This is a genomic window from Pseudonocardia sp. C8, from assembly GCF_014267175.1.
GTDB lineage: Bacteria > Actinomycetota > Actinomycetes > Mycobacteriales > Pseudonocardiaceae > Pseudonocardia.
Genome location: NZ_JACMTR010000002.1, coordinates 887,203 through 912,604 on the forward strand (window position 1 = coordinate 887,203; position 25,402 = coordinate 912,604).

At 72.8% G+C, this 25,402-nt stretch carries 22 protein-coding genes; 14 read left to right on the forward strand and 8 right to left on the reverse strand.

The features are described 5' to 3' along the window. The first annotated feature begins 6 nt into the window (after window positions 1-6). Window positions 7-867 (forward strand): bifunctional methylenetetrahydrofolate dehydrogenase/methenyltetrahydrofolate cyclohydrolase FolD, encoded by an 861-nt coding sequence (folD, locus tag H7X46_RS04940; protein WP_186358276.1) that lies wholly within the window; start codon window positions 7-9, stop codon window positions 865-867. Next, window positions 864-1,841, forward strand: coding sequence for an NAD(P)H-dependent flavin oxidoreductase (locus tag H7X46_RS04945; RefSeq protein WP_370588612.1), 978 nt, complete (start codon window positions 864-866; stop codon window positions 1,839-1,841). Before folD ends, H7X46_RS04945 begins: the two co-directional genes overlap by 4 nt. A gap of 6 nt (window positions 1,842-1,847) precedes the next feature. Here H7X46_RS04945 and H7X46_RS04950 read toward each other — a convergent pair whose 3' ends face one another. Beyond that, window positions 1,848-2,198 carry a VOC family protein gene (locus tag H7X46_RS04950; RefSeq protein ID WP_186358277.1) on the reverse strand — a complete coding sequence of 117 codons (351 nt, stop codon included), beginning with the start codon at window positions 2,196-2,198 and terminating at the stop codon, window positions 1,848-1,850. A 181-nt stretch (window positions 2,199-2,379) separates the two neighbouring features. Between H7X46_RS04950 and glyA the strand changes: the two genes are divergently transcribed. Next, window positions 2,380-3,651 carry a serine hydroxymethyltransferase gene (glyA, locus tag H7X46_RS04955; RefSeq protein WP_370588613.1) on the forward strand — a complete coding sequence of 424 codons (1,272 nt, stop codon included), beginning with the start codon at window positions 2,380-2,382 and terminating at the stop codon, window positions 3,649-3,651. 40 nt (window positions 3,652-3,691) lie between these two features. After that, window positions 3,692-6,430, forward strand: a complete 2,739-nt coding sequence (gene ppc, locus H7X46_RS04960) for a phosphoenolpyruvate carboxylase (RefSeq protein ID WP_186358279.1) — start codon at window positions 3,692-3,694, stop codon at window positions 6,428-6,430. Between the two features lie 20 nt (window positions 6,431-6,450). Here ppc and H7X46_RS04965 read toward each other — a convergent pair whose 3' ends face one another. Both H7X46_RS04965 and H7X46_RS04970 read right to left on the reverse strand, forming a co-directional pair. Next, the gene (locus tag H7X46_RS04965) at window positions 6,451-7,704 is read right to left on the reverse strand and encodes a GAF domain-containing sensor histidine kinase (protein WP_186358280.1); all 1,254 of its coding nucleotides are present in this window, start codon (window positions 7,702-7,704) and stop codon (window positions 6,451-6,453) included. After that, window positions 7,704-8,363: a response regulator transcription factor gene (locus H7X46_RS04970; protein ID WP_186358281.1), complete on the reverse strand. Its 660-nt coding sequence runs from the start codon at window positions 8,361-8,363 to the stop codon at window positions 7,704-7,706. Before H7X46_RS04970 ends, H7X46_RS04965 begins: the two co-directional genes overlap by 1 nt. Before the next feature lie 237 nt (window positions 8,364-8,600). Here H7X46_RS04970 and H7X46_RS04975 point away from each other — a divergent pair, with 237 nt between their 5' ends. The 6 genes from H7X46_RS04975 (at window position 8,601) to H7X46_RS05000 (ending at window position 14,695) form a co-directional block, all read left to right on the forward strand. Continuing rightward, entirely contained in the window at window positions 8,601-9,746 is a 1,146-nt protein-coding gene (locus H7X46_RS04975) for an aminotransferase class V-fold PLP-dependent enzyme (RefSeq protein WP_186358282.1), read from the forward strand. Window positions 9,747-9,791: 45 nt separating this feature from the next. Then, complete coding sequence (locus tag H7X46_RS04980; RefSeq protein WP_186358283.1) at window positions 9,792-10,745, forward strand: CoA ester lyase; 954 nt, start codon at window positions 9,792-9,794, stop codon at window positions 10,743-10,745. 4 nt (window positions 10,746-10,749) lie between these two features. Beyond that, the gene (locus H7X46_RS04985; RefSeq protein WP_186358284.1) at window positions 10,750-11,940 is read left to right on the forward strand and encodes a malate--CoA ligase subunit beta; all 1,191 of its coding nucleotides are present in this window, start codon (window positions 10,750-10,752) and stop codon (window positions 11,938-11,940) included. Beyond that, on the forward strand, window positions 11,937-12,884 hold the full coding sequence (gene sucD / locus H7X46_RS04990) for a succinate--CoA ligase subunit alpha (RefSeq protein ID WP_186358285.1): 948 nt from the start codon (window positions 11,937-11,939) through the stop codon (window positions 12,882-12,884). The genes H7X46_RS04985 and sucD overlap by 4 nt, the downstream gene beginning before the upstream one ends. Continuing rightward, a complete protein-coding gene (locus H7X46_RS04995) occupies window positions 12,881-13,885 on the forward strand; it encodes a D-glycerate dehydrogenase (RefSeq protein WP_186358286.1) in 1,005 nt (334 codons plus the stop codon). The genes sucD and H7X46_RS04995 overlap by 4 nt, the downstream gene beginning before the upstream one ends. Before the next feature lie 75 nt (window positions 13,886-13,960). Beyond that, window positions 13,961-14,695, forward strand: a complete 735-nt coding sequence (locus H7X46_RS05000; protein WP_186358287.1) for an SDR family NAD(P)-dependent oxidoreductase — start codon at window positions 13,961-13,963, stop codon at window positions 14,693-14,695. A 9-nt stretch (window positions 14,696-14,704) separates the two neighbouring features. Here the strand turns inward: H7X46_RS05000 and H7X46_RS05005 are convergent, their stop codons facing one another. From H7X46_RS05005 to H7X46_RS05015, 3 genes are read right to left on the reverse strand one after another with little or no spacing between them, the layout of a single operon-like run. Then, window positions 14,705-15,550 (reverse strand): carbon-nitrogen hydrolase family protein, encoded by an 846-nt coding sequence (locus H7X46_RS05005; protein WP_186358288.1) that lies wholly within the window; start codon window positions 15,548-15,550, stop codon window positions 14,705-14,707. Between the two features lie 3 nt (window positions 15,551-15,553). Further along, window positions 15,554-16,894 carry an MFS transporter gene (locus H7X46_RS05010; protein WP_186358289.1) on the reverse strand — a complete coding sequence of 447 codons (1,341 nt, stop codon included), beginning with the start codon at window positions 16,892-16,894 and terminating at the stop codon, window positions 15,554-15,556. A gap of 13 nt (window positions 16,895-16,907) precedes the next feature. After that, window positions 16,908-17,756 (reverse strand): nitrilase-related carbon-nitrogen hydrolase, encoded by an 849-nt coding sequence (locus H7X46_RS05015; RefSeq protein ID WP_186358290.1) that lies wholly within the window; start codon window positions 17,754-17,756, stop codon window positions 16,908-16,910. A gap of 113 nt (window positions 17,757-17,869) precedes the next feature. On the opposite strand from H7X46_RS05015, the gene H7X46_RS05020 reads away from it, so the two are divergent. The 3 genes from H7X46_RS05020 (at window position 17,870) to H7X46_RS05030 (ending at window position 21,410) form a co-directional block, all read left to right on the forward strand. Continuing rightward, window positions 17,870-18,901 (forward strand): LacI family DNA-binding transcriptional regulator, encoded by a 1,032-nt coding sequence (locus H7X46_RS05020; RefSeq protein ID WP_186358291.1) that lies wholly within the window; start codon window positions 17,870-17,872, stop codon window positions 18,899-18,901. A 96-nt stretch (window positions 18,902-18,997) separates the two neighbouring features. Continuing rightward, window positions 18,998-19,966 (forward strand): ABC transporter substrate-binding protein, encoded by a 969-nt coding sequence (locus tag H7X46_RS05025; RefSeq protein ID WP_186358292.1) that lies wholly within the window; start codon window positions 18,998-19,000, stop codon window positions 19,964-19,966. A gap of 151 nt (window positions 19,967-20,117) precedes the next feature. Beyond that, window positions 20,118-21,410 (forward strand): DUF222 domain-containing protein, encoded by a 1,293-nt coding sequence (locus tag H7X46_RS05030; RefSeq protein WP_186358293.1) that lies wholly within the window; start codon window positions 20,118-20,120, stop codon window positions 21,408-21,410. Window positions 21,411-21,440: 30 nt separating this feature from the next. Here H7X46_RS05030 and H7X46_RS05035 read toward each other — a convergent pair whose 3' ends face one another. Together H7X46_RS05035 and H7X46_RS05040 are read right to left on the reverse strand one after the other, a co-directional pair. Continuing rightward, window positions 21,441-22,757, reverse strand: coding sequence for an alkyl sulfatase dimerization domain-containing protein (locus H7X46_RS05035; protein WP_186358294.1), 1,317 nt, complete (start codon window positions 22,755-22,757; stop codon window positions 21,441-21,443). A 55-nt stretch (window positions 22,758-22,812) separates the two neighbouring features. Next, window positions 22,813-24,060, reverse strand: a complete 1,248-nt coding sequence (locus H7X46_RS05040) for a CdaR family transcriptional regulator (protein ID WP_186358295.1) — start codon at window positions 24,058-24,060, stop codon at window positions 22,813-22,815. A gap of 138 nt (window positions 24,061-24,198) precedes the next feature. On the opposite strand from H7X46_RS05040, the gene H7X46_RS05045 reads away from it, so the two are divergent. After that, window positions 24,199-25,395 (forward strand): CaiB/BaiF CoA-transferase family protein, encoded by a 1,197-nt coding sequence (locus H7X46_RS05045; protein WP_186358296.1) that lies wholly within the window; start codon window positions 24,199-24,201, stop codon window positions 25,393-25,395. Window positions 25,396-25,402: the final 7 nt, after the last annotated feature.

Here is a 25,402-nt window from a genome sequence, read left to right on the forward strand (position 1 = left end):
CCCGACGTGACTGCAGAACTGATCGACGGCAAGGCAGCGGCGGCGGAGCTCCGGGCGGAGGTGGCCGCGGAGGTCGCCGGGCTCCCGGCCGCGCCCGGGCTCGCCACGGTGCTGGTCGGGGACGACCCCGCCTCGCACATCTACGTGTCGAGCAAGCGCAAGCAGTGCACGCAGGCCGGGATGCGGGACCTCCACCGGCACGTCCCGGGGGACGTGACGCAGGAGGAGCTGCTCGGGATCATCGACGGGCTCGCCGAGGACCCGGAGGTCACCGGGATCCTGCTGCAGCTGCCGCTGCCCGGGCACCTCGACGCGAACGCGCTGCTGGCCCGCATCCCGCCGGAGAAGGACGTCGACGGGCTCACCGAACGCAGTGCGGGCCGGCTGGCGCTGGGCAAGCCGGGGCTCGTGCCGTGCACCCCGTCCGGGGTGATGCACCTGCTCGACCGGGCCGGGGTGAAGCTCGAGGGGGCGGAGGCCGTCGTCGTCGGTCGGTCGTCGCTGGTCGGCAAGCCGCAGGCGCAGCTGCTCCTGGGGCGCAACGCCACCGTGACGACCTGCCACTCCCGGACCCGGGACCTCGCCGAGGTGACGCGGCGGGCCGACGTCCTGGTCGCCGCGGCCGGCGTGCCCCGCATGATCGGTCCGGATGCGGTGAAGCCGGGCGCGGTCGTGATCGACGTCGGCATGCACCGGCTGGAGTCCGGGCTGTGCGGGGACGTCGACACCGAGGCGGTCGCCGAGGTCGCGTCGGCCATCACGCCGGTCCCCGGCGGGGTGGGGCCGATGACCATCGCGATGCTGCTGCGGAACACGGTGCTCGCGGCCCGCCTGCTCGCCGGGGATGCGGTGGGGACCGGTCCGTGACCCCGTCGGTCGCGTCCGTCCTGGGTACGACGGTTCCGATCGTGCTCGCGCCCATGGGCGGCGTGGCCGGCGGGGCGCTGGCCGCCGCCGTGTCCGAGGCGGGTGGTCTCGGCATGATCGGTGTCGGCTACGCGGACGCCGACCGGTTCGCCGCCGAGCTCCGGGTGGCCCGGGGCACGCGGGTCGGCTGCGGGTTCATCACCTGGTGCCTCGAGCGCGAGCCACGCCAGCTGGACCTCGCCCTGGACCACGACGTGGCGGCCGTCATGCTGTCGTTCGGCGACGTCGAGCGGTTCGCCGGACGGATCCGGGCGGCCGGGGTCCCGTTGATCTGCCAGGTGCCCGGCCGGGACGAGGCCGGCCGGGCCCTGGATCAGGGTGCCCAGGTGCTCGTCGCCCAGGGAGGGGAGGGCGGCGGCCACGGCACCCGCCTGCGCTCGACGCTGACGCTGGTCCCCGAGATCTGCGACCTGGTGCGCGAGCGAGGCGACCCGGTCCCGGTGCTCGCCGCCGGCGGTGTGGCGGACGGCCGCGGGCTCGCGGCCGTGCTGGCACTCGGCGCCGCCGGGGCGGTCGTCGGGACCCGGTTCGCGGCGACCGCCGAGGCGACCGTCTCCGCGGCCGCGCTCGAGCGGATGATCCGGGCCCGGGGCGACGACACGCTGGCCACCCGGGTCTACGACGACGTCCGAGGGGTGAACTGGCCGGACGGGTACACGAGCCGGGTGCTCCGTTCCCCGTTCACCGACACCTGGGACAAGGCCGGCACCGGGCGCGTGCCGGTCGAGTGCCTGGTCGAGGCGACCGCGCGGTACCGGGACGGCGTCCGGTGCGACGACCCGGACACCATCGTCGTCACCGCAGGCGAGGCCGTGGGGCTGATCCACCGGCCCGAGTCGGCGGCCACGGTCGTGCAGGTCATGGCCGCCGAGGCCCGTGCCGTGATCGACACCCTGCACGGTGCGCCGGTCTGAACCTGCTCACGCGCTCCGCGCCGGGCACACGCAGAGCTCGTTGCCCTCCGGGTCGAGCAGCACCGTCCAGGTGCGACCGGCCTCGGTGACCTCGCCCTGCACGCGTGCCCCGCGGGCGACCAGCCGGGCCACGGTGTCCTCCGGGTGGTCCACCCGCAGATCCAGGTGCACGTTCCCCGGGACGGCGGCCGCGGCGTCGACGGTCTGGATCACCACCCGCGGGCCGGCGCCGCCGCGCGGCTCCAGGACGTGGTAGCGGTCGCGCCGGTAGGCGACGCGGTAGCCCAGCGCGTCGCACCAGAACTCCACGGCGCGCTCCCCGTCGACGGCGCTGATCGTGATCTCCAGCGAGTCCATCCGCTCCCTCCACCGGCACCGGTCGCCGTCCATGGTGGCCGACGTCGCGCCGGGGTGCTCTCCCCGAGCTGGGGGAACCCGCGGGGGAGATCTTGCCGCCGCACTGGTCAACGCGGGCGTGACCCCGCCATGGTGGACGCCGATTGACGATCCGGACCTGTGCGCCGTTGGAGGTATGTCGGTGACCGAGCTCCCCCCTGATTACTTCGATCTCCCGGTCTCCCGGACCGACCCGGAGATCGCCGAGGTACTGAACGACGAGCTGCTCCGCCAGCAGTCCACCCTCGAGATGATCGCCTCCGAGAACGTCGTCCCGCAGGCCGTGCTGGACTGCCAGGGATCGGTTCTCACGAACAAGTACGCGGAGGGTTACCCCGGCCGGCGCTACTACGGCGGCTGCGAGCACGTCGACGTGGCCGAGGAGCTGGCGATCCGCCGGGCGAAGGAGCTCTTCGGCGCCGAGCACGCCAACCTGCAGCCGCACAGCGGGTCGTCGGCGAACGCCGTCGCGTTCAGCGCGCTGATGGAACCGGGGGACACCTTCCTGGGGCTCAGCCTCGACCACGGCGGGCACCTCACCCACGGCATGCGCATCAACTTCTCCGGCCTGCACTACGACGCCGTCGCGTACGGGACCGAGAAGGAGACCGGCCTGATCGACATGGACGAGGTCGCGCGGCTGGCCGAGGAGCACCGGCCCGCGATGATCCTCGCCGGCTGGTCGGCCTACCCGCGCCGGATCGACTTCGCCCGGTTCCGGGAGATCGCCGACTCGGTCGGCGCCCGGCTCCTCGTCGACATGGCCCACTTCGCGGGCCTGGTGGCCGCCGGCGAGCACCCCAGCCCGGTGCCCTACGCCGACGTCGTCACGACGACGATCCACAAGACGCTCGGCGGCCCCCGCGGCGGCATGATCCTGTGCCGCGACGAGCTGCGTAAGAAGATCGATTCGCGGACGTTCCCCGGGTGGCAGGGCGGCCCGCTCATGCACACCATCGCCGCGAAGGCGGTCGCGCTGCGCATCGCGGCGAGCCCGGCGTTCGCCGAACGCCAGCGGCGCACCCGCCAGGGGGCGGCCGCGGTGGCCGAGGAGATGCTCGGCGGCGGGATCGACCTGCTCACCGGCGGCACCGACGTCCACCTCGTCATGGCCGACCTGCGGGAGGCCGGCCTCGACGGCAAGGAGGCCGAGGACCGGCTGAAGCGGATCGGGATCACGGTGAACCGCAACGCGGTCCCGTTCGATCCGCGGCCGCCCGCCGTCGCGTCCGGCCTGCGGATCGGCACCCCGGCGCTCGCCACCCGGGGACTCCAGGTCGACGACTTCCGCGAGGTGGGCCGCATCATCGCGGCCGCGCTGACGTCCACGGGCGACGAGGACGAGCTCGCCGCCCGCACCCGGGCGATCGCGCAGCGCCACCCGCTCTACCCGCATCTCGGCCGGACCGCGTGAGGCCCGGCCCCGGACCGACACCGTGAGGTGGTGACCGCCGATGACCACCGTCGAACTCGCCGCTGCGGACGCTGGCCCGAGCCCGCACGGGGTGATCTCCCGGACCGAGCACGAGGAGCTGCGGGCCGCCATCCGGCGGCTGTCGAACCGGCTCGGGGAGACCCTCGCCCGGCACAGCGGACCGGAGCTGCTCGCGCTCGTCGAGGAGGTCCGGACCGCGGGCAACGATGGTCCGGAGCCGGTCGACGCCCGGCTCGCCGGCCTCGACCCGGGAACCGCCGTCCAGCTGGCCAGGGCGTTCTCCTGCTACTTCCGGCTGGCGAACGTGGCCGAGCAGGTCCACCGGTGCCGGGAGCTGCGCGCCCGCCGGCCGGACGGGCACGGGCCGCTGCGGCGGCTGGTCGACCAGCTGGTGACCACCGTGCCGGGCGATGAGCTCACGAGCGTGCTCGGCCGGCTGGACCTGCGGCCGGTCTTCACGGCGCACCCCACCGAGGCGTCCCGCCTGTCGGTCCGGGGCACGCTGCGCCGGATCGCCGAGGTGCTCGACGGCGACCGCCCGGAGAGCAGGCTCCCCGGGCTGATCGACCTGCTCTGGCAGACCGACGAGCTGCGCACGGCGGCACCGACGGTGCTCGACGAGGCCCGCGTGGTCAGCCACTACCTGACCCAGCTGGGGGCCTCGACCGTTCCCGAGCTCGTCGCCGAGTTCGAGGACCTCCTGGTCGCGCGGGGCGTCGAGCTGCCGCCGGGATTCCGGCCGATCGCGCTCGGCTGCTGGGTCGGGGGCGACCGCGACGGCAACCCGAACGTCACCGCCGCCACCACCGTCGAGGCCGTCCGGGTCTACGCCGAACGGGCCCTCGAGATCCACTCGGCGCTGATGACGGAACTGCAGCACGAGCTGAGCGTGTCGAGCCGGGTCGTCGGGGTCTCCGAGGAGCTGCGGGCCGGTCTGGCCCACGACCGCAGGGTCCTGCCCGAGGTGTACACCTCGGTCGACGAGGCCGAGCCGTACCGCGTCAAGTGCGCGGTCATCGCGGCGCGGTTGCAGAACACCGCCGAACGGCTCCGGGACCGGACACCGCACGTGCCCGGCCGGGACTACGCCGACGGGGCCGCCTACGTCGCCGACCTCGCCGTGATCGACCGGTCGTTGCGCGGGCACCTCGGTGGCCACATCGCCGACGGCACGCTGGCGCACGTCCTGCGGGTGGCGTCGGTGCTCGGGCTGCATCTCGCCCGGCTCGACGTGCGGGAGCACAGCGCGGTGCACCACGACGCGCTCGCCGAGCTGTACGACCGGGTCGGCACCGGGCGGCGGCCCTACCGCGAGCTCGACGAGCACGAGCGGCAGGAGCTGCTCAGCGCGGAACTCCGTTGCCGCCGCACCCTCGCGCCGCGCACGGGAGGGGTGAACGACCGGGTCGACCGGGTGCTGGCGACGTTCGACGCGATGGCCGAGGTCCAGCGGACCGTCGGCGAGGAGGCCGCGAACACCTACGTCATCTCGATGTGCCGGGCACCGTCCGACGTGCTCGCGGCCGCGGTGCTGGCCCGGGAGGCGGGCCTGCTGACGGTCGACGACGCCGGCAGGGTCCGGTGCACCGTGGACTTCGTGCCGCTGCTGGAGACGATCGACGAGATCGCCGACGCCGGGCCGCTCGTCGGCCGCCTGCTCGACGACGCGTCCTACCGGGAGCTGCTCCGGTCCCGCGGTGACGAGCAGGAGGTCATGCTCGGGTACTCGGACTCGAACAAGGGCGCCGGGATCGTGACCTCCCAGTGGGAGATCCACCGGGCGCAGCGCCAGCTCCGCGACGTGACGGCCGGGCGCGGGATCCGCCTGCGGCTGTTCCACGGCCGCGGCGGGTCCGCGGGCCGCGGCGGCGATCCGGGCGGCCGGGCCCTGCTGGCCAGCCCGTTCGGCGTGGTGGACGGGGCCACGAAGGTCACCGAGCAGGGCGAGGTGATCTCGGACAAGTACACGCTGCCCGATCTCGCCCACGACAACCTCGAGATCATGCTGTCGTCGCTGCTCGAGGCGACGCTGCTGCACCGCACCGCGCGCCAGCCGGCCGAGACCGTCGCCCGCTACGACGAGGTCATGGCACTGGTGGCCGCCGAGGCGCGGCGCGCCTACGAGCAGCTGCTCGCGCTGCCCGGCCTCGCCGAGTTCTTCGTCCAGGCCACCCCGGTCGACGAGCTGTCCGCGCTGAACCTCGGGTCCCGCCCGAGCACCCGGCCCGGCGGCCGGCGGCGCGGGATCGCCGACCTGCGGGCGATCCCGTGGGTGTTCGGCTGGACGCAGAGCCGCATGATCGTCCCGGGGTGGTACGGGCTCGGCACCGGACTGGCGGCCGCGCGCGACGCCGGTCACGGCGAGGTCCTCGGCGAGATGACCGGGTGGGCCTTCCTGTCGAACCTCCTGGACAACGTGGAGATGGCACTGGCCAAGACCGACCTGCGGATCGCCCGGCACTACGTCGACGCCCTGGCCGACCCGGAACACCTGCCCGTCTTCGACCGGATCGTCGACGAGCACGCCCGCACCGTCGAGGAGGTCATGCGGCTCACCGGTTCCGACCGCCTGCTCGCCCGGCACCCGGTGCTGGCCCAGACCCTGCAGGTGCGGAACAACTACCTCGAACCGCTCCACCACCTGCAGATCTCGCTGCTCCGGCAGCGTCGCTGCGCCGAGGACCCGGGCCCGGACCTGCGGCGCGCGCTGGCCATCACCGTCAACGGGATCTCGGCGGGCCTGCGGAACACCGGCTGACCGGCCGGCGCCGCCGGTGGTCAGGGCAGGAAGCTGCGGTCCCGGCGTCCGACCTGGTCTGCCGTCGCCGACCCGGGCCAGCCGCCGTCGGTCCCGCCCAGCGGCACGACCGCCTCGACCACCGTCCCGCCGCCGGGGCGGGACGACACGCGCAGCGTGCCGCCGACGAGCTCGACCCGCTCGTTCATGCTCGTGAGCCCGTACCCGCCGGCGTGCTCGTCGGCCGGTGGGGGGTCGAACCCGCAGCCGTCGTCCCGGATGCGCAGCTCGGCCCGGTCGTCCGGCCGCACCACGAGCGAGACCGATGCGGTCCGGGCGGCCGCGTGCTGGGCCACGTTGTGCAGCGCCTCCTGGGCGACGCGGAACAGGGCGATCTCCACGTGGTCGGGGAGGCGGCAGCTCGACGTGCGCACCGTGACCTCCACCCCGGGGAACGACGACGCCAGGCTCGCGAGACCGCCCGCCAGCCCCAGGTCGTCGAGGACGGGTGGCCGGAGGCCCCCGATCGCCGCGCGGGCCTCGTCGAGGCTGAGCTCCGCGAGCTCGTGGGCGTGCCGCAGCTGCCGCACGGCGTCCTCGTGCGGCGCGTGCTCCGCCGCGTCCAGGTAGTAGATCAGCGACACCAGCCGCTGGGTGACGCCGTCGTGCAGGTCCCCGGCCAGCCGGCGACGCTCGGACTCCTGCGCGGCCACCACCCGCTCGGCGAAGCGCTCGTGCGCGCGCTCCCGTGCGGCGAGCCTGCGGTGCAGCCGCGCCTGGTGCAGGGCGGCGGCGACGAGGTTGCCGATCGTCAGCAGCAGCTGCACGTCCCGGGAGGTGAACTCCCGGCGCTCCCGGGTGTGGACGTTCAGCACGCCCACCAGACCCGCCAGCTCGCTGGTCATGGGCACCGAGGCCATCGAGACGAAGTCCTCGCCGCGCAGCGCCGGGAACGCGATGTACCGGGCGTCCTGCGGCTTGTCCTCGACGATGACCGCCGGCTCCCGGTGCGCGGCTACCCAGCCGGACACCCCGCTGCCCAGGGGCAGCCGCACGGTCCCCACGTGCTCGTCGAACGGGGGAGTCGCGCCGGCGAGGGTCAGCGAGGTCCCGGAGTCGTCCAGGACGTGGACGAAGCAGGCGTCGGTCGCGGTCGCCTCGCTGATCAGCCGGGCGACCGCTCCGGCCAGCGGCTCGACCTCCGGGCCGGCGGCGGTCGCCTCGATCACCCCGAGCAGCAGGGAGATGGCCTGCTCCGGGGCGGCGAGCTGCAGCGTCTCGGGAACCTCGGTCATCAGGCGAACATCTTGTCGCGCAGGGCCAGCCCGACCGCGGACGCCCGGTCGGACACCTTCAGCTTCCGGTAGATCGCCCGCACGTGGCTCTTGATCGTCTCCTGGCCGAGGACCAGCTCGGCCGCGATCGACTGGTTCGACGCGCCGCGCACCATCAACGACAACACCTCGCTCTCCCGCTGGGTCAGGCCGTGCTGGGCGCCGGGCCAGCTCCGGCCGACGGCGGCCCGGGCCGCGACACCTGCCGCCCGGCCGCCCAGGGTGGGGTCGACGACGGTCTCCCCCTCGGCCACCAGTTCCAGGCTGCGCACCAGCTCCTCACCCCCGATCCGCTTGAGCAGGTAGCCGGAGGCGCCCGCGTTCAGGGCCTGGTACAGGTACTGCTCGTCGTCGTAGACGCTGAGCAGCACGACCCGGGGCGGCGCCGCGCGGGCCACCAGCTCCCGGCACAGGTCGAGGCCGCTGAACCCGCGCATCCGCACGTCCGACAGGACGATCTCCGGCCGGTGCTCCTCGACGAGCTGCAGGGCGTGCTCCCGCCGGGCCGCGTCGCCGACCACCTCGATCCGGTCCGCGTAGCGCTGCAGCATGGCCTGCAGGCCGAAGCGGACCATCTCATGATCGTCGACGATCACGATCCGCAGCGGCCGGTGGTCCATGGCACGAGCCTAGTGACCGCCGGCGCCGGGAGAGAAGGCCGCCGCCGGGGGAGGGGGGATCGGATCTCCCCATGCATCTCCCCGACCGCGGGGACGAAACCGGGTGCGCCGCGACCCTAGTGTCGGATCCCACATCGTTGCGGAGGGAGTGGGGACGTGCGGACTGGCGCGACACACTTGTTCATCCCGGGGCCGACGAACGTTCCGGAGGTCGTGCGGCGGGCGGTGAACGTCCCGATGGAGGACCACCGTGCTCCTGACTTCCCGGACCTGGTTTTCGAGGTTCTCGACGGGCTCGCCCGCGTGCTCGGGAACCAGGAGGGCCGGGTGTTCCTCTACCCCGGCTCCGGCACGGGTGCGTGGGAAGCCGCGATCAGCAACACGCTGAACCGGGGCGACCGGGTGCTCATGGCGCGGTTCGGCCAGTTCTCCCACCTGTGGGTGGACATGGCACGCCGGCTCGGCCTGGACGTCGTGTGCGTCGACGTCGAGTGGGGCGAGGGGGTGCCGGTCGACGAGTTCGAGCGCCAGCTCGCGGCCGACCCGACGATCAAGGGCGTCTTCGTGGTCCACAACGAGACCGCGACCGGGGTGACCTCGGACGTCGCCGCCGTCCGCCGCGCGATGGACGCCACCGGTTCGACGGCGCTGCTCTACGTCGACGGCGTATCCTCGATCGCCTCGATCGACTTCCGGCAGGACGAGTGGGGCGTCGACCTCGCCGTCACCGGCAGCCAGAAGGGCCTGATGCTGCCCGCCGGCCTCGGCGTGCTCGGCGTGAGCCAGAAGGCGCTCGCCGCCGCCGAGACGGCCACCATGGAGCGCTGCTACTTCAGCTTCGCCGACATGATCGCGACCAACGACCTGGGCTACTTCCCGTACACGCCCCCGGTGGCCCTGCTGCACGGCATGAGCGCCTCGCTGGGCCGGCTGTTCGAGGAGGGCCTCGACGAGGTGTTCCGGCGGCACCACCGCCTGGCCGAGGGCGTGCGGCGCGGGGTCGCGGCGTGGGGCCTCGACCTCTGCGCGAAGGCCCCCGAGTGGTACTCGGACACGGTCACCGCGATCCGGGTTCCCGAGCACGTCGACGGGGCCGCGGTCTGCCGGATCGGTTACGAGCGGTACCGCACCTCCTTCGGTGGCGGGTTGTCGAAGGTGGCGGGGAAGGTCTTCCGGATCGGTCACCTCGGTGATCTCAACGAGGTATCGTGCCTGGCCGCGCTCGCCGCGGCCGAGATGTCGCTGGCGGACGCCGGTGCGGACGTCCCGCTGGGGGCCGGGGTCGCCGCCGCCCAGGAGTACTACCGCGACGCCACGCGCGACCTGGCCCCGGTGGCGGTGGCCGCGGCGCCGCAGTCACCCGACACCCGCCGGACCGCCTGACCGAAGCCCGCTCGACAGAAGCCCGTTCGACGGAAGCGAGAGACCATGAGCCACACGCTCTTCGAACCGAGCCGGACCCGGCTGCAGCGCAGCGAGCTGGCGGTGCCCGGCTCGTCGCCGGAGTTCATCGAGAAGGCCGCCAAGGGCGAGGCCGACTACGTGTTCCTCGACCTCGAGGACGCGGTCGCGCCCCCGCAGAAGGACCAGGCACGCAAGAACGTCATCGAGGCGCTCAACGACATCGACTGGGCCGCACTCGGCAAGACGGTGTCGGTGCGGATCAACGGCCTCGACACCGCCTACATGTACCGCGACGTCGTCGACGTGCTCGAGTGCGCGGGCGACCGTGTGCACACCCTGCTCGTCCCGAAGGTCGGCGTCCCGGCCGACCTCTACATGGTCGACGCCATGATCAACCAGGTGCAGGCGGCGCACGGGCGCACGAACGAGATCGGGACCGAGGCGCTGATCGAGACCGCGCTCGGGATGGCGAACGTGGAGGCGATCGCCGCGAGCCGCGGCCGGCTGGAGGCGTTGCACTTCGGCGTCGCCGACTACGCGGCCAGCAACCGGGCCCGCACCGTCAGCATCGGCGGCCTCAACCCGGACTACCCGGGCGACCAGTGGCACTTCGCGCTGTCCCGGATGGTCGTGGCCTGCCGCGCCTACGGTCTGCGGGCCGTCGACGGTCCGTTCGGCGACTTCTCCGACGAGCAGGGCTACCTGGACTCCGCCCGGCGCGCGGCCGCGCTGGGGTGCGAGGGCAAGTGGGCCATCCACCCGAGCCAGGTGCCGCTCGCGAACCAGGTGTTCAGCCCACCCGAGAAGGAGGTCGACCGGGCGCGGCGCATCGTCACCGAGCTGCGCGCCGCCGAGGCCGAGGGCCGCGGTGCGGCCGCGGTGGACGGGAAGATGATCGACGCCGCGTCCGAGCGGATGGCGCACACGGTGCTCCAGATCGACGAGGCGATCCGGACCGCGACGGCCGGGCGGGGGTGACGGGGTGGACATCCACGAGTACCAGGCCAAGGAGATCCTCTCGTCGTTCGGGATCGCTGTCCCGCGGGGTGGGCTGGCCTACAGCCCCGAGCAGGCGTCCTACCGGTCCACCGAGCTGGGCGGCGCATCGTGGGCGGTGAAGGCGCAGGTCCACTCCGGCGGACGGGGGAAGGCCGGCGGGGTCCGGCTGTGCCGTACCGACCGTGAGGTGGCCGACGCGGCCGCCTCGTGGCTCGGCCGGCGGCTCGTCACCGAGCAGGTGCCCAAGGGCAAGCCGGTGTACCGGGTCTACGTCGAGGAGACCGTGGACATCGACCGTGAGCTCTACTTCGGCATCGTGCTGGACCGGACCTCGGAACGTGCCACGATCATCGCCTCCGCGGAGGGCGGCGTGGAGATCGAGGAGCTGGCCGCGCGGGCGCCCGAGGCGGTCGTCCGCCGGGTGATCGACCCCGCCACCGGGTTCCTCGCCTTCCAGGCGCGCGAGATCGCGTTCGCGATCGGGCTGGGCCCGGCCCTCGTCGCCCCGGCCGCGACCCTGTTCCGCGCCGCGTACCGCGCGTTCCGCGACCTGGACGCGACCATGCTGGAGATCAACCCGCTGGTCCAGACCCGGGACGAGCGGCTGGTCGCGCTCGACGCGAAGATGTCCTTCGACGACAACGCGACCTTCCGGCATCCGGAGATCGCCGAGCTGCGCGACCGCAGCCAGGAGGACGCCCGCGAGTCGTACGCCGCGGACAACGGCCTGTCCTACGTCGGCCTCGACGGGAACATCGGCTGCATCATCAACGGTGCCGGCCTCGCGATGGCCACGATGGACATGATCAAGGTTGCGGGCGGGGAGCCCGCGAACTTCCTCGACATCGGCGGTGGCGCGTCACCGGAGCGGGTGCTCAAGGCGTTCCAGTCGGTGCTGCAGGACGAGAACGTCCGGGTCGTCCTCATCAACATCTTCGCCGGCATCAACCGGTGCGACTGGATCGCGCAGGGGATCGTGTCGGCGTTCACCGAGCTGGAGCTGTCCGTCCCGGTGGTGGTGCGCCTCAGCGGGACGAACGTCGAGGAGGGCACCCGGATCCTGTCCGAGTCCTCGCTCCCCATCACCACCGCCCGGACCCTCGCGGAGGCCGCCGAGTTCGCCACCGCCGCGGCGGCGGAGGCGACCCACGCGCACGAGGAGGCGCTGGCATGAGCATCCACATCGACGACGAGACCCGCGTCATCGTCCAGGGCATCACCGGGCGGATCGGCGCGTTCCACACCGAGGAGATGATCCGCTACGGCACCAACGTCGTGGCCGGTGTCACGCCCGGGAAGGCCGGCGAGAAGGTGCTGGGCAAGCGGGTGTACCACACCGTGAAGGACGCCGTCGCCGCGACGAAGGCGGACGTGTCGATCATCTTCGTGCCGCCGCCGTTCGCCGCCGACTCGATCATGGAGGCGGCCGACGCCGGGATCCGGTACTGCGTGTGCATCACCGACGGCATCCCGGTCCAGGACATGATGAAGGTGAAGCGCTTCATGCGCCGTTACCGGGCGGCCAGCCGGATGCGGCTCACCGGGCCGAACTGCGCGGGCACGATCAGCCCGGGCAAGTGCCTGCTCGGGATCATGCCGGGGCACATCTACCGGGAGGGCCGGGTCGGGATCATCAGCCGTTCCGGGACGCTCAGCTACGAGGCGGCCGCCCAGCTGACCGAGCTCGGGCTCGGGGTGTCGACCTCGGTCGGCATCGGGGGAGACCCGGTCAACGGGTCGTCGTTCCGCGACCACCTCGGCCACTTCGAGCACGACTCCGGGACCGACGTCGTCCTCATGATCGGCGAGATCGGCGGGCCGCAGGAGGCCGAGGGTGCGCAGTTCGTCCGCGAGCGGATGCGCAAGCCCGTCATCGGCTACGTCGCCGGGATGACCGCGCCGCCGGGCCGCACCATGGGTCACGCGGGCGCGATCGTCTCCAGCAGTGCCGAGTCGGCCGCCGAGAAGTCGAGGCTGCTCTCCGAGTCCGGGATCGTGATGGCCCCCGACCCGTCGAGCCTCGGCAGCACGGTCGCGCGGGTCCTGTCCGAGTACGACCCGGCCCCGCCGCCCCTGCCGTGGTCCGCGGCCGGCTACGTGGCCGAGGTGGCGGGATGACCTGGCCACGTGGTGACCGCGAGCCCGTCGTCGTCGTGACGCGGCGCTGGCCGACCGCGGTCGAGAACGAGCTCCGCAGGCGGTACCCGGCCGTGCGGCTGAGCATCGACGACCGCCCGCTCGGGCCCGAGGGGCTCCGGCACGCCGTCGAGCACGCCGACGCCGTGCTGGCGACCGTGTCCGACCGGCTGCCGGCGGAGCTGTTCGCCGGTGACATCCGCACGCGGTTCGTCGGGAACTTCGGTGTCGGGACCGATCACATCGACCTCGACGCGGCCCGGGCCGCCGGGGTCACGGTCACCAACACGCCGGGCGTCCTGACCGAGTCCACCGCCGACCTGGCGATGTGCCTGCTGCTCAACGCGGCGCGCCGGACCTCGGCCGGGGAGCGGGAGCTGCGGGCCGGTGACTGGACCGGCTGGCGGCCGACGCACCTGCTCGGCGCCGACGTCTCCGGGAAGCACCTCGGGATCATCGGCATGGGGCGGATCGGCGCGGCGGTCGCGAGACGGGCCCGGTTCGGCTTCGACATGCGCGTCTCGTACTGCACGCACGGGTCCGAGGACCCGGGCACCACGGCCGCCCGGGTCGGTGTCCCCGACCTCCACCGTGCGGACTCGATCGAGGACCTCCTGGCGCAGGTCGACTTCGTGAGCGTGCACGCCCCCGGCGGGGGCGAGAACCGCCACCTCATCTCGGCCGACCGGCTCAAGCTCATGAAGCCGACCGCCTACCTGGTCAACACGGCGCGCGGCGACGTCGTCGATACCGAAGCCCTGGTCGAGGCGCTGTCCACCGGTGTCATCGCCGGAGCGGGACTCGACGTCCACGAGGGGGAGCCGGACGTGTCACCGGACCTGGTCGCGCTCGACAACGTGACCCTCCTGCCGCACCTCGGGAGCGCGACCGAGGGGACCCGGCGGGCGATGGGGATGCAGGTGCTCGACAGCCTGCACGCGTTCCTCGAGGGGGCCGACGAGGTGCCCTGCCGGGTGGTGTGACGGCCTTCTCGCCGCGGGCCGTGCGGGCGCCACCTCTGGCAGGCTCGTCGAGGTCATGGGCGGGGAGTCGGTGTCATGAGGCGGTTCGAGGACAAGGTCGCGCTCGTCACGGGTGGCCGGTCGGGCATCGGGCAGGCGATCGCCCGACGGCTCCGGGACGAGGGCGCGACCGTGTACACGGCGCAACGCGGGCCCGACCCGGAGTTCGACGGCATCCCGGCGGACCTCTCCGACCCCGCCAGTGCGGATCGGGTCGTCGCCGAGGTGATCGATCGCGCCGGGTCGCTGGACGTGCTGGTCAACAACGCGGGCGTGATGCAGGAGTCCACGGTCGAGGCCATGTCCCTGGAGGACTGGCAGCGCAGCCTCACCGTGAACCTGACCCTGCCCTTCCTGCTGATCCGCGCGGCGATCCCCCACCTGCGCAGGACCAGGGGGAGCATCGTCAACACCGGCTCGATCGAGGGCCTCGGCGCCAACCCCGGGCATGCGGCCTACTGCGCGTCGAAGGCGGGCCTGCACGGGCTGACCCGCGCCGTGGCGGTGGATCACGGGCATGACGGCATCCGCTGCAACGCGGTGGCGCCCGGCTGGATCGACACGGACCTGAACCTGGAGTTCGTCGACGGCATGCCCGACCCGGAGGCGTTCCGGCGCGGCATCGACCGCATCCACCCGGTGGCCCGCCCCGGGAAGCCGGAGGAGGTCGCCGCGCTCGTGGCCTTCCTCGCCGCCGACGAGGCGGGATTCGTCACCGGGCAGGTCTACACCGTCGACGGAGGCCGGACGGCGAAGTTGAGCTTGCCCTGAGCGGCGGCGTCAGCGCCGGACGATGTCGCCGTACAGGTCCGGGCGACGCTGGTCCAGCAGGGGGTACCGACGCCGCATCTCCGGGATGAGGTCGAGGTCGAGACGAGTGGTGGTGACTCCCTCGACGTCGGGTGCGGTGGCCAGGACGGTGCCCCACGGGTCAACGGCCATCGACCTGCCGACGAAGCCGGTGCCGGTCACCGGCTCCGTCCCGACCTGGCCGGACGCGACGACGAACACCTGGTTCTCCGCGGCTCGGGCGCGCAGGAAGAACTCCCAATGGTCCAACCTGGGGCTGAGGAAGGCCGAGGCGCAGACGATGATCTTCGCCCCTCGCAGGGTCATCACCCGATAGACCTCGGGGAACCGGAGGTCCGAGCACACCGAGATGCCCAACGAGCCGAACCGGGTGTCGAACACGGCGAGCTCGTCACCGGCGACGACCTTGTCGGACTCCTTCATCCCAGGCGGGATGTCGACCCGATCCGGGGCATCGAACAGATGCGTCTTGGTGTAGCTGCCGAGCAGGGCGCCGTCGGGGCCGATCAGCGGTGCGAGATTGGCGTGGCTGCCGTCGGGCAGTCCGGCGTACAGCGATCCCACGACGTACATCCCGTGCCGCGCGGCCCGTTCGGCGAGGCGGTCGGTGACGGGCCCCGGCACCGGCTCGGCGATCTCCTGGTAACGAGTCGGCGTGGAGTAGCCGAACCCGGTCCACATCTCCGGCAGGACGACGAGGTCGGCGCCCTGTTCCGCGGCCTCGTCGAGATACTCCAGGCACCGTGTGACGTTGAGTTCCTTGTCGGTCTCGCTGGCCGTGAACTGCACGAGTGAGACCACGACGGTCTGCTTCATGACCTAACCGTTCCCTCCGAGTGGGTTGGCGTCTGCGTCGGCGCGGCCGGCGACGTCCTCTGCATGGACGATGGACGAGGTGTGGGTCTCCGGGAGCCGGGTCGCCACGGCGAACACCGCGGCCGCCAGGAGCGCGGTGTACACCGCGGGAGCGAGCAGGCTCCCTGTCTGCGCCACCAGCCATGTCCCGAACAGCGGCGCGGTGCCCCCGAAGGCGACGTAGGCAGCGTTGTAACCGACCGAGGCGCCGCTGTACCGGATCCGGGTGGGGAACAGCTCGAGGAAGACGATGCCGACGGGCCCGAAGAACGTTCCCAGAGCAACGGCGAGCAGGGTCTGTCCGGCGATGGCGGGCAGCAGTCCACCGGCACCGGCGATCGCGTAGGCGGGCACCGCGACGATCGCGCTGGCCGCCGCGCCCACCAACAGCACCTTCCGGCGGCCGACCCGGTCCGACCAGGATCCGGCCAGTGGCATGGCGACGAAGGCGGCGAACAACGCAACACTGTTCGAGAGCAGCGAGTCGTTGCTGCTGAGGCCGACCGACTCGGTCAGGTACGAGGAGAAGTAGCCGGCCAGGGAATAGAAGCCCAGTCCGGACAGGGCGGCCATCGCGAACGCCAGCAGGAGCTCTCTGCGGTGGGTCCGGAACAAGGTCAGCAGCGGCGCCTTGGTCACCTGGTGGGCCTGCCGGGTGGTCGTGAAGGCCGGAGACTCCTGGACGCGAGCCCGGATGTAGAGACCGACGAGGGAGAGGACACCGCCGAGCAGGAACGGGATCCGCCAGCCCCACTCCGACCAGGCCTGCGCGGTCATGGCGTTGGTGAGGCCGAGCACGAGGAGCGCGGCGAACACACCGGGCAGGTTGGCGAAGGAGTAGGTGAACCCGACCCATCTGCCGCGCCGGCCGTCCGGGGCGTGCTCGGCGACCAACGCGTTGGATCCCATTGCCTCGCCACCGGCCGACATGCCCTGCAGGAGCCGGCAGACCACGAGCAGGATCGGAGCGAGGATCCCGATCGAGGCGTAGGTGGGCAGCAGACCGATCGCGGCGGTGGATCCGCCCATGAGCAGGATCACGAATGCGAGTACGCCGCGTCGTCCCAGGACGTCGCCGAGGTGACCGAACACCACTCCGCCGACCGGCCGCATCACGAAGCCGACCGCGTAGACGCCGAAGGTGGCCAGCAGCGATGCGACCCGGTCCTCGGCGGGGAAGAACAAGGTGGCCACCACCGATGAGGTGTAGGCGTAGATGACGAAGTCGTACCACTCGACGAACTGCCCGATCGCGGCCGACGCCACGACCCGGCGCCGCCCGTAGCTGTCTCCTGCATGGGGCATCGGAAGGTTCTCCTCACTGACCGGATGCGGTAGCGCTCGCCGCGTGCTGAACGGGGTAGCGGCGGTTGGCGAGGCAGGGCACGATGCGTCGTACCTCGTGCAGACGTTGCGGGGACAGGTCGGCGCTGACGATGCCCTCGTCCTCGGTGCAGGTGGCCATGACGAGCCCCATCGGGTCGACGGCCATGCTGAGCCCGGTCGAGGTCGGCGGCGGCTGGGACGCGGCCAGGACGTAGCAGGTGTTCTCCACCGCCCGAGCCCGGAGCAGCAGCTCCCAGTGCAACTCCTTGCGTGGACCGTTGACCCAGGCCGAGCTCACGACGAGCAGGTCGGCACCGCGCTCGACCAGCGCCCTGGCTTGCTCGGGGAAGCGCAGGTCGTAGCAGTTGAGCAACCCCATCGTGACACCGCCGACGTCGACGGTCACGAGCTCGGACCCGTCGGCGTGCACGGGCCCGGGCCGCACGCGGTCGGACTCCCGGTAGTCGAACGCGTCGTAGAGGTGGACCTTGTCGTAGCTCGCGCGCGGCCCGTCGGGTCCGACGACCAGGAGCCGGTTGTAGGGCCGCGGATCGTCGTCATCCGCGGCGAACGCGCCGGCGACGAGCATCACCGCGTGCCGCCGGGCGATCTCCTCGATTCCGGCGGTGAAGTCGGCCGCGGATGCACGAGCCGCGGCGGCGAGCTCGTCGGCCGGTGCGTCCCAGGCGTACATGGACGCCTCGGGAAGGGCCACCAGCCGAGCTGCCGATGCCGCCGCCCGGCCGACCAGGGCGTCGATCCGGTCGAGGTTCTCGGTCACATCCCGGCCGGCGGCGAACTGGGCTGCCGCGACGGTCGTCGTACCGGGTGGGGAAGCCAACCGGGGCTCCAATCAAAACGTTTTGATGAGCGGTGTGTTGCGTAACCTACGTGCGTCAGCGGACAGCGGTCAAGACCACCGGCGCCCTGCGAGCCGGAGAACCGGGAGGCGGGATGAGCGACGGGGCCGCGCGGCCGAGAGTCACGATCCGCGACGTCGCGACCTCGGCCGGCGTGTCGATCAGCACGGTCTCGCACGCGTTCTCCGGGCGGAGGAGCATCTCGGAGAGCACCCGCGTCCGGGTCATGACCGCTGCGGCGGAACTCGGCTACACCGCCGACCCGTCCGCCCGCAGCCTCCGTACCGGCAGGTCGGGTCTGCTCGGCATGATCCTCCGGCCCCGGGATGCTGCGCACGGTTCGCACGAGGGCAGCGAGACCTTCACGCGCTTCAGCGGCACCGTCGCCACGGAGGTGCTGGATCACAAGCTCGGCCTGGTCCATGTCCCCGATCTCTTCGACCCCACGGCGTCGCAAGTCCCCATGGACGGCTGCCTGGTCGCCTTTCCCTACGGCAGTGACCCCGTACTCGCCGAGCTGCGGCGTCGAGACCTGCCGGTGGTCGTCGTCGACGACGACCCCGACCTGCCGGACTTCCCGTGGACCGTGCGCCTGGACCACGGCGCCGCCGTCAGGCGGCTGCTCGACGGCTTCTCCGATCGTGGGGCGGAGCGGATCTGGCTGTTGTCCGGTACCGAGGACAATGCGTGGAACCGGCATGCCAGGCGGGCGTACGCGGAATGGGCCGAGTCCGCGGGGATACCGGCCCGGATCCTGTCCCTCTACGAGGGTGAGGGGCGGGACGGAGCGCGTGCGTTGTTCGAGTCCATTCTGGCCACGGACGGCGCCCCGCACGGGGTCATCGCATCGGCGAGTCGCTCCGCAGCCGGTGTCGCGGACGCGGCCACCGCCCTCGGCCTCCGCATTCCGGACGACCTCATGGTCGCCGCGCTGACCGACAGCGCACATGTCCGTGAGTACGAACCGGCGATCACCGCGGTCGACCTGCGCCTGGAGGAGCTGAGTCGTGCCGCCGTCCAGCTTCTTCTCTCGCGCCTCGACGGAGCCCCGGAACCCGCCGCTCCGGTGACCCTCGAACCGGTACTGCACTGGCGCGCCTCGACCGCGATCTCCGGTCGACCGTAGAACCCGCGCCGGCCGCGGCACATCGAGTCCTCACGACGACGAGTCAGACAAGGTAGGCTTCCCTAACTTGTTCGGCCTCATCGTGGAGGGTGCCCCGTGCTCACGACGACCATGTCGCCACACCGGCCGCTGCACTCGCGGCGCCGCTTCCTGAGAGGAGTCCTCGGCGCGACGGCGCTGCTCGCCACACCGGCGTGCGCCGGCAGCAGTGGCGCCGGTGCGACGGGAGGGCAGGCCGGGGCGCACCGCGTCGTCGCGATCGGCCAGGGAGCCGACGCCGATGCGCTGATCGCCCTGGGCGTGCCGCCGGTCGGCATGTCCTCCGGCTACCAGATCGACGTCTACCCGTGGACCGCCGGCGCGCTCGGCGGGCGTCCCGTCGAGCTGCTCCCGACGACCGAGGGCGTCCCGATCGAGCGGGTCGCCGCCCTGCGGCCGACGCTCATCGCGGCGACGACGTACTACCAGCTGGACCCGGTGCGGGCCGAGCTGGAGAAGATCGCGCCGGTGATCGGCCCGAGCTCGCAGGTCGACAAGGAGACGTGGCAGCAGAGCACGGTCCGGGTCGGTGAGGCCGTCGGTCGCGCGGACGAGGCCCGCCGCGTCGTCGCGGACGTCGAGCGGGTCGTGGCCGACGCGCGCGCGGCGCATCCGCAGTGGCAGGGCCGGACGTTCACGTTCGGCCCGGTGATCCCCGGACAGGATCTGTACACGGTCAACTCGACGTCGGACGCGTCGGCGGCGCTGCTGTCGGCACTCGGCCTCCAGCTGGCCCCCGCGGTCACGCGGCTACCGAACGCGGGCCTGCCCGGGCGGGCGAAGGTCAGCCAGGAGCAGATGGGGCTCTTCGACGCCGACGCCCTCCTGCTCGCCCACTTCGGGGGTGATGCCGCCCGTGCCGAGTTCGAGAAGCAGGGCGTGTTCCGGAGCGTCCCGGCTGTGCAACGCGGCTCCTACATCCCGCTCGATCCCGCCCTCGCGATCGCGCTGGCGTTCCCGTCGGTGCTCAACATCCCGTATGCGGTGCGGGAGATCGCGCCGTTGCTGGACCGCGCGCTGGCCTGATGCGGCGGCGCTGCGGTCGTCGCGGTGGTGGGATACCCGGCGCCCGTCCGCCTCGGCGGGACCTGGCGCCAGGTGTGCAGTGTGCGGTGAGCGGTCGGTCAACGCGCCGAACGGCCGGGAGAGTGTCGTAGCCACACGCTAGAATTCGAACATGCGAGCGAAGCAGTCGAGCGGCGGCGGGGACCCGGTCACCGCCGCGCTGTCGGCGATGCTCGACCAGCTGTCCACGCTCGCCAACACCACCACCGACCCCGCCGGCGGGGTGACCGCGGCGACCCGGATCGACCGGATCGCGCTGCTGGAGAAACTCCGTGGCGCGGTCGCGGCGGCCCAGCACACCGAGGCGATCGGGTTCGCCCGCGCCCAGGTCGAGGACACGCTCGCCCGCGGCGACGTGCACCCGGCCAGGGTGCAGCGCGGGATCGCCGACCAGATCGCGCTGGCTTCTCGCATCTCACCCACCGCCGGGTCGCGCCGGCTGGGCACCGCCCGGACCCTGCGCGCCGACCTGCCCGGCGTGCGCGGGCTGCTGGTGGCCGGCCGGGTCTCCGAAGACTTGGCTGCCCAGGTGGTCTCGGAGACCCGGCACCTGTCGCCGGAGCTGCGCCGGCAGGTGGACACCCAGATCGTCGCCGCCGGTGTCGACGGGCTGAACCCGCGCCAGGCCGCGATGAAGGTCCGCGACCTCGCCTACCGGGCCGACAAGGCCGGCTACCTGCAGCGGGGCCGCACCGCGCGCAAGGACCGCCGGGTCACCCTGCGCCCGGCCCCGGACACCATGGCCGTGCTCTCCGCCCTGGTCCCGGTCGAACAAGGCGTGGCCGCGCTGGCCGCGTTGCGCCGGCACGCCGACACCACGGTCGGGGTCGGCGACGAACCCCGTACCCGGGACCAGGTCATGGCCGACACCCTGGTCGAACGCCTCACCGGCCAAACCGAAGCCGCCGACGTGAACGTCGAGGTCGGCATCGTGATCCCGGTCGACGCCCTGATCGACCCCCGCTCCCCGGCCACCGCCCAGGTGGTCGGGCACGGCCCGATCCCGGCCTGCCTCGCCCGCGAGGTCCTGGCCGGCACCACAGGCCGCCGCTGGTGGCGACGCCTGTTCACCCGACCGGCCGGCGGACCGCTGATCGGCGCCGACCCCCGGCGCCGCTACTTCGACGGCGTACTCGCCGCGTTGATCCGGATCCGGGATGACGACCGCTGCCGGGATCCCTACTGCGGGGCACCGTGCCGCAACATCGACCACATCCACCCCGACGCACAAGGCGGACCCACCAGCTACACCAACGGCCGCGGCACCTGCGTACGCGGCAACCAGATCAAAGAACTACCCGGCTGGAGCGCCGAGGTCATCCACGACGGGCTCGGCGACCAGCCGCACACCGTGCGGACCACCACCCCGACCGGCCACACCTACACCAGCCGCGCCGGACCCTGACCGGACCACCACGGCCACACCCGCCGCAGCTCAGACCGACCACCGCGGCGTCCCGACGACCTTCGCCTCGAGCTCGGTGATCTCGTCGGTCCCCGCGAGCGCCGCACGCGACTCGACGACGGCCCAGGCGTAGACCCCCTTGGCCATCGTCGAGGTCGCCGCCTGCTCCAGCCGGGAGAACACCGTCGCGCGCGCCTCGTGGACGCTCGCCGCACCGGAGCTGTCGGCGGCGAACTGGGCAAGATGTCCCGCCAGCCGGTGCTCACCGCGCTCGACCAGCTCGAGGGCGCGTTGGGCGAGGGCGTCGGCGCCTCCGCACAACGCGGCCAGCTCCGCGGCGAGGTCGGCCTGCGGCGCGGGTTTCAGGTGCGCCGGGTTGCCGTCGTACCAGCCGCCGTAGAGCCGCCAGATGTTGCGGACGACGAACTCCGGCTCGTCGTACGACGGCCGCAGGTACGGCTTCTCGAGCAGGTGGGTGGGCGTCCGGACGGCCCGCAGGATCTCGTCCAGCGTCGCACCGGAGTTCATCAGGTCCAGGGTGCGGCCGTGGATCGCCTCGAGCAGCTCGGCGGCCTCGAGCAGCGTCGTGCGGATGCGCTCGACCCCGACGACCGGGAGGCCGTGCCCCGGCAGCAGGATCTCCGCGCCGAGCGACGCCATCCACGTCAGGGCCCGCGCCCAGTCCCGGGCGTAGCGCTGCACCTTCTGCGGGTTGCCGGCGTTCGGGCTCGACCAGATGAAGAAGTCACCGCTGAACAGGGCCTTGCGCTCGGGGAGCCACGCGATGGTCGCGTCGTCGGTCTCGCCGCGCGCGTGGTGCAGCTCGATCCGCTCGTCGCCGATCGACAGCGTCGTCCGGTCCGCGTACGTGATGTCGGGCTGCCGGAAGGTCGCCGGCCACCGGAAGCCCGGCGCCTGGAACTGGCGCCGGTTGACGGCCTGGTTGTGACCGGCGGTCAGGCGGTAGCGGTCGAAGCGGGGGACGACGGCCTCGTGCGCGAGCACCGTGGGCCGCGTCCGGCCGCTGCCGTCCGCCTCGGCGTCGAACGGCGCCATCCCGAAGACGTGGTCGACGTGCCCGTGCGAGTACACCGCGGTGTGGATCGGCGCCGGTGTCAGGGCGCGCACGGCCGCGTACAGCTCGTCGGCCGTCCGGCGGTCGCCGGTGTCGTAGACGAACAGCCCGTCGGAGGTGGGCAGGACGTACACGTTGCCGAATGCCGGCCACATGAAGATGCCGTCGGCGACGGCGTGCAGACCGTGCTCGCGGAGGGCGCCGCGGTGGTAGTCGCGCAGGGTGCGCTGTCCGGACCATGCCTGGTCGGCGTACTCGAGGATGTCGGTCATGGCGCTCCTTCGGCTGGCGGCGTGCTCTCACGCTAGGAGCGCCGCGAGGCGGCCCTCAATCGTCGGGGAGCACAGGGCCGGACACCGGGGGCTGTGACCAGATCACAGACTCGCCGTCCCCGCCGGTGGAGAGCGCCGCGATCACGAGCGTGAGGAGGTCCCGGGTCACGTGCACGTCCAGGCCGGTCAGCGCCTTGATCCGCGCGAGCCGGTTGTCGACCGTGTTGGGGTGCACGAACAGGTCACGCGCGGTGGCGCGGCGGTCGAGGTCGTGGGCCACGAAGCTGCGGAGCGTCGTGAGCAGCTCCGTGCGTGCGACCACCTCACGGCACCGGTCCAGCAGGAGCGGGCGGCTCGCGCTGTCCCGGGTGAGATGGTGCTCCAGCGCCACATCGGACATCCACACCGAACGCCCGCGCATGCCGTGCCGTACCGCGGTGCGCAGGGCCTCGTCGGCGGTCCGGGCCGCGCGGGGCACGTCCTCGAGGCCGTCGGCCCGGTCGATGGCCATCGTGATCCGGGCGCCTGCGATCCGGGTCAGGTCGGCGACCAGCCGGTCCGGGTCCTCGATCATCGTCGTCACGAGCAGCCGCCCCGTCGTGCCCGCGACGTCGACGAGCCACGGGTCCGGTAGCTCGCGGACCAGGTGGGCACGCAGGAGCCGGACCTTGCGCCGCCGCGCCATCGAGCTCGTCAACGGATCGCGCGAGTCCTCACCGGGAGCCGGCTCGATGTGCAGCAGGACGACGAGCACGCGCTCCGGCACGGCGCCGGGATCGTCGAACGTCCAGCCGGCTCCGGCGAAGAGCGCGGTGATGATCTCGCTGTCCCGCCCGGACGTGGCGGCGGCGAGGTCCCGGGCGGCGAGGTCGTAGCCGTCGGCCGCGTCGCGCAGCATCGCGTCGAAGGCCCGGCGGGCCTGCCCGAGTACCGGCCACGCGAGCGCGTCGTCGCCGATCTCGGCGTGGGCCGCGGTGGCGAAGACGTCGAAGGCGATGTGCCAGCAGCGCAGGTACTCGCGCAGCGGCAACCCCTCGGCGACGCGGTCGGCGCCACGCTCGACGACCTCACGGACCGCGGTCTCGGTGGGCGGCTCCGGATCGGTCATCGCCGCGATGCACACCCGCAGCACCGTGCGCACCGTCTGGGCGCTCTCGCGATCCAGGTGCGCGGGCGTCCCCGCCTCGGCGAAGCGCGGAACCCCCTCGGCATAGCGACGGATGGTCTCGCGGGCCAGCCGCGGCACGGCGTCGCCGAGGCGCTGCACCGCGCGGGCGATGCGGTCGTCGGCGCCGACGGTCAACCGGACTCCTCTGTGACGCGTCACAGGCGGGGCTCGCCTCGGTGTGATGTCGCCCGATGGTATCGGCACGGCCGCTCGTCCAGGCTGACCCGGAGTCATCGACCGGCGCGACGCTGCGCAGCGGGAGGAGCGACGATCATGAGCAGGGACGCACGAGCCGGGACGCCGATGCCGCTGGACGGCATCACGGTCGTCGACTTCGGACAGTACATCGCGGCACCGGGGGCCACCCAGACCCTGGCGGACCTCGGGGCGGAGGTCGTCAAGGTCGAGAGCCCGGCCGGGGACCAGGCCCGCGGGGTCGGCACGTACGGCCACGCGATCATGCGGGCCTACAACCGCCGCAAGAAGTCCGTGGTGCTCGATCTGCGCGACCCGGCCGGCGTGGCCGAGGCACGCCGGCTCGTCGCCCGGGCCGATGTCGTGGTGCAGAACCTGCGGCCGGGTGCCATGGCCCGGCTGGGATTGTCGAACGAGGTGCTGCGCGAGCTGAACCCGAGCGTGATCATCGCGGAGGTCACGGGCTTCGGCACGGACGGGCCGTCGCGCGACCGCCCCGGCCTCGACATCGCCGCCCAGGCCGAGTCCGGGCTGATGTCGGTGACCGGCGAGCCGGACCGCGCGCCGCAGCGGGTCGGCGTACCGGTCGTCGACCACGTAGCCGCGTCGGTGCTGGCCCAGGCGATCCTGGCGGCGCTGTTCCACCGTGCCCGGACCGGCGAGGGCGACGACGTCTCCGTCTCGCTGCTCGACGTCGCGATCGACATGCAGCGGGTCAACTGGGGCGAGTACGGCCTCACCGGCCGGATGCCGACCCGCCGGGGCAACGGCCAGCCGGGCGCCGCTCCGGCCGCCGACATCTTCACCACGTCCGACGGCGAGGTCGTGGTCTCGGCCTACACCGACGACAAGTTCGCCGCCCTGTGCGGGCTCGCCGCACGACCGGAACTGCCGGAGGACCCGCGGTTCACGGACAACCCCGCCCGTGTGGCGCATCGCGCCGAGCTTCTCGGGGCGTTGGCGCCGTACTTCGCGACCCGCACGACGGCCGTCGTGGTGCGGGAGCTCGGTGCGGCGGGCATCGTCGTCGGCGAGGTGCGGACCTACGACCGGGTGCTGACCGCCGGTGACGTGCTGGCCGGCGGGGTGTTCGCCACGTGCACCGACACCGACGGCTCGACCTACCGCATGCCGGCACTGCCCTTCACCTCCCGGCACGTGCCGCGCGACGGCGACGGCGGCACGGTGCCCGGGGTGGGGGAGCACACCGCCGACGTGCTCGTCGCGGAGCGGACCCCGGGGCCCGCGCGAGCCCCGGAGCGGTCCCCGATCTGACTGCTAC